2 protein-coding genes and 1 rRNA gene are annotated in these 3,642 nt (G+C 40.9%); all 3 read right to left on the bottom strand.

Features of this window, described 5'->3' with window-relative positions:
• Positions 1-184: 184 nt before the first annotated feature.
• Positions 185-1,525, bottom strand: coding sequence for a D-alanyl-D-alanine carboxypeptidase family protein (locus B0H99_RS17505; protein WP_425440395.1), 1,341 nt, complete (start codon positions 1,523-1,525; stop codon positions 185-187).
• A gap of 131 nt (positions 1,526-1,656) precedes the next feature.
• Positions 1,657-3,123, bottom strand: coding sequence for an IMP dehydrogenase (guaB, locus tag B0H99_RS17500; protein ID WP_106534958.1), 1,467 nt, complete (start codon positions 3,121-3,123; stop codon positions 1,657-1,659).
• Between the two features lie 401 nt (positions 3,124-3,524).
• Positions 3,525-3,640 (bottom strand): 5S ribosomal RNA (rrf, locus tag B0H99_RS17495).
• Positions 3,641-3,642 lie beyond the last annotated feature (2 nt).

The raw sequence follows: 3,642 nt of genomic DNA, 5'->3' as shown, positions 1-3,642 counted from the left end.
CAGGCTTTCCTGACAGCCGCCACGCAAAACATCAAAAAAATGGCCCTCCTTCTGGCAAGGAGGGCATAAAAATCGGAAATTTTCTTTTCTTTTGATGAACAAATAAGTTCTTATCTTATATCAAAGGGTTACTCAACACTCTGAAAAAGCAGATCATCTCTTAAGAGATGATCTGCTTTTTGCTTTAAATTAATCCTTTTACAAAATCAGTCGCTCCGCCCCACATAGAAGAGAAGAAACTGCCCACTGCTTGTAAAGATAAAGAGAACCAGCTTGCGCGTTCTACTTTTTCAGATGTGACCACTTTGACTTCGTTTGCTTTATCACTTAAATATCCATAATCTTTGCCGTCTTCTTTTATAATTTTAACGGTTCCGACAACTTGGTCTTTTTCAACGGAAGCTTCCAATTTCCCATCCGTTAAGACTGATTTGTCTAATACCAGTTCAGGCTTATAAGATTCTTTATCGCTTGTTCGTACTAACATTGAAATCGGCTCTTGAACAGCAATATTAACGCTATCCTTTTTCCCTTTAGTAAGAGGCAATGTTTCATCACCTTCAAACTGATAGCCTGCTGGAACAATTTCTTCTGTTGTAAATTGGTTGAAACCAAAATCGAAAAGTGCACGAGTTGCGTCAAATCGAGCTTTATACGAGCCGACGCCTTCATTGTCGACGGCTTTCATAACAACAGCGATCAAACGGGTATCACCGCGTTTTGCCGTACCAGTAAAGCTATGGCCGGCAAAATCAGTCGTACCTGTTTTCAGTCCATCTACGCCTTCGTATGGATAAACTAAACCAGGCAACATATAGTTCCAGTTATCCATACGTGTAGCATCGTCTGTTCCTTCACGGAAGATCTTTACAGGGATTTTTGTAGTTTCTAAAACTTCTGGGTAACTATCTAAGAGCGCTTTTGCCAATATTGCTACAGAACGGGCTGGCATAACGTTTTCATCTTTTACGCCTGATTCTTTTGGATGCATCCCCATCAAATCAGCATTATTCAATCCTGTTGAATTGACGAATTTTACATCTTCAAGACCCATTTCTTTTGCTTTTTTATTCATTAAGCGCACAAATTCGCTTTCCGTTCCTGCAATTGTTTCAGCAATTCCAATCGTTGCAGCGTTGGCAGAGTAAATCGCCATTGCTTCATATAGTTCTTGAATGCTGTAAGCTTCACCTAATCGAAGAGGTACATTGCTAAGTCGCATATCTTGTGAAACTTTATGCGTATATTCTGTTACCGTGTATTTCTGATCCCAATTGATTCGTCCTTCTTCAATCGCCTCAAACAACAAATACTCTGTCATCATTTTTGACATACTCGCAATGCCCAGAGGAGCACTTGCATTTTTTTCATATAATATTTTTCCAGTATCAGCATCCACCAAAATAGCGGCGTCTACCATTATATCTAAAGCATCGTCCGCTTTCGCTTGTTGCGGTACGAAGATTGTTAATAGTAATACTGCCATAATAGTAAGCAACGTTGTCATGTTTAACACTTTATTCACTTTTTCAAATACCTCCATCTTTAGTTTCCTTTGCCATTCTATCATAATATGCATGTACTGGAACAAAAACATGCAAAAAGCACTCTTTCCGCCTATAAAAAGACGAAAAAGAGTGCTAAAAGATTCACTACTTAGGAAATTGAGTAGTTTGGTGATTCTTTAGTGATTTGTACATCGTGTGGATGGCTTTCGCGCAAGCCTGCTCCGGTCATACGAATGAATTGAGCTTCCTCACGCAGCGTTTTCAAATCTTTTGTACCGCAATACCCCATACCTGCACGGATACCACCAAGCAATTGATGGATTGTGTCTGCAAGCGGCCCTTTGTACGGCAAACGTCCTTCAATGCCTTCTGGCACTAGCTTTTTCGCTTCGTCTTGGAAATAACGGTCTTTTGAACCTTTCTCCATCGCCGCAATAGATCCCATGCCGCGGTATGTTTTAAAGCGGCGTCCTTGGAAGATTTCAGTTTCTCCCGGGCTTTCAGTTGTACCTGCAAGCAGGCTTCCCAGCATAGCTGCATTGCCGCCAGCTGCCAATGCTTTAATAATATCGCCTGAGTATTTAATACCGCCATCTGCAATGATGGCTTTTCCGTGTTTGCGTGCTTCTGTTGCACAATCGTAGACAGCAGTAATTTGAGGAACACCGACACCCGCTACGACACGTGTTGTACAAATCGACCCTGGTCCAATACCCACTTTGACAACATCCGCTCCAGCTTCAATTAATGCTTTTGTTCCTTCTGCAGTTGCCACGTTTCCTGCAATGATTGCCAATTGCGGGTATGTTGCCCGAATTTGCTCGACCATATCCAATACGCCTTTTGAATGGCCATGTGCTGTATCTAACACAATAACGTCTACTTGGGCTTTAACTAACTGTTCCACCCGTCTCATAGTATCTGAAGTAACACCTACTGCAGCACCAACCAATAGGCGGCCGTGCGCATCCTTTGCAGCATAAGGGAATTCAATGACCTTCTCGATATCTTTAATAGTAATAAGGCCTTTTAGTACGCCATCATTATCTACAAGCGGCAACTTCTCAATTTTGTACTGTTGAAGGATTTTCTCTGCTTCTTCAAGCGTAGTACCGACTTCAGCTGTCACCAGTTGCTCTTTTGTCATAACGTCGTTAATTGGCAACGAATAGTCTTGGATAAAGCGCAAATCACGATTGGTGATAATGCCGACTAATTTTTGTTCTTCTTCATTGTTAACGATCGGCACACCAGAGATGCGATATTTCCCCATTAGATGTTCTGCATCAAACACTTGATGTGTAGGAGTAAGGAAAAAAGGATCCGTAATTACACCATTTTCAGAACGTTTAACCGTTGTTACATTTTCTGCTTGTTCTTCAATACTCATGTTTTTATGAATGATGCCAAGACCGCCTTGGCGAGCCATTGAAATCGCCATTTTAGCTTCTGTTACCGTGTCCATTCCGGCACTAATGATAGGGATATTCAACTTTATGGTTGAAGTTAATTCCACAGACAAATTTACATCTTTAGGCAGTACTTCTGAGCGGCCTGGCACTAACAACACATCATCAAACGTTAAACCTTCTTTTACAAATTTGGATTCCCACATTTTCGCTTTTCCTCCTGCTTCCTTTTAAATATTATTGTAAGGTTATCAGCGCAGAAATAGAGTGTCAAGAAAACGGGAATAAAAAAACTATTCGGAATAGTTGATTACGAAAGTTTTTCACATCTTCTACATACTTTTCTTGAGAAACGTATGTAGAGCATTGCCCTTTACTTTATTTGCTTTTCCTATCAAGAGAGATTTAGTAAGATACCATTGGTTTCTTCTATAAATAATTCTTCTAACTCGACGTCAAATACCTAAACAGTAAATTTTATGGGTGATAAAGTTTTTTCAAACGTGTCTCTATATGTTGCACAAAAAGATGCAGAAGAACTTGAGTTGAAGAATTTATTTCAAAATAAAAAAAAGCCAGAACCGGAAACGGTTCTGACTTTGGGCTTGCCCAGCGACGTCCTACTCTCACAGGGGGAGACCCCCAACTACCATCGGCGCAAAAGAGCTTAACTTCCGTGTTCGGGATGGGAACGGGTGTGGCCTCTTTGCCATCATCACTGGACT

The sequence above is a fragment of the Planomicrobium soli genome (assembly GCF_003014655.1).
Classification (GTDB): Bacteria; Bacillota; Bacilli; order Bacillales_A; family Planococcaceae; genus Planococcus; species Planococcus soli_B.
Note: the sequence above shows the minus strand (reverse complement) of the source record. Positions and strands in the feature narration are given on the sequence as shown.